A 578-nucleotide genomic window follows, 5' to 3' on the forward strand; every position below is an offset into this window, starting at 1 on the left:
CTCGACGTCGCCTCCACACCAAGAGGCACCCAGCCGCTGAACTGTCCGGCCACGTACGCCAAGCCACCATATTTCAGCGTGGGACCACTGTCACTGAGGAGATAGTTGTTGCCCACCTGCAGCATGCTGGTTGCGCCCGACGACTCAATGGTTGTCGTACGCACACCGATCGTACCATCGCCATTGAGGTCCTGCTGAAACACCGTCTCGATCGATTCAAAGGACACGCTCGTCCCTGCCACTTTGCTGAGCAGGTTTGAGGTGAAGTTGCCGTTGCTATCGGTAGTCCACACCGTATAAAGCCCGGTCGAGGTGTTCTTCCAGGCCACATCATAGCCGCTCGACGTCGCCTCCACACCAAGAGGCACCCAGCCGCTGAACTGTCCGGCCACGTACGCCAAGCCACCATATTTCAGTATGGGTCCGGTTCCACCAGCAATTGGATCGAGAAGGTAGTTGCCGCCCAGCTGAACGAGACTGGTTGCTCCAACCGACTCGATCAACGTCCCAACAACGGGATCAAATGCGGCCGAAAGACTGCTCGTATTTCCGGCCGCATCTGTCGACGTCGCGGTAAA

General features: G+C 57.8%; 1 pseudogene. It reads right to left on the bottom strand.

The features are described 5' to 3' along the window. A pseudogene (locus SO156_RS45800) lies at nucleotides 1-578 on the bottom strand (NF038122 family metalloprotease); the annotation flags it as partial.

The organism is Bradyrhizobium sp. UFLA05-125 (assembly GCF_059803515.1).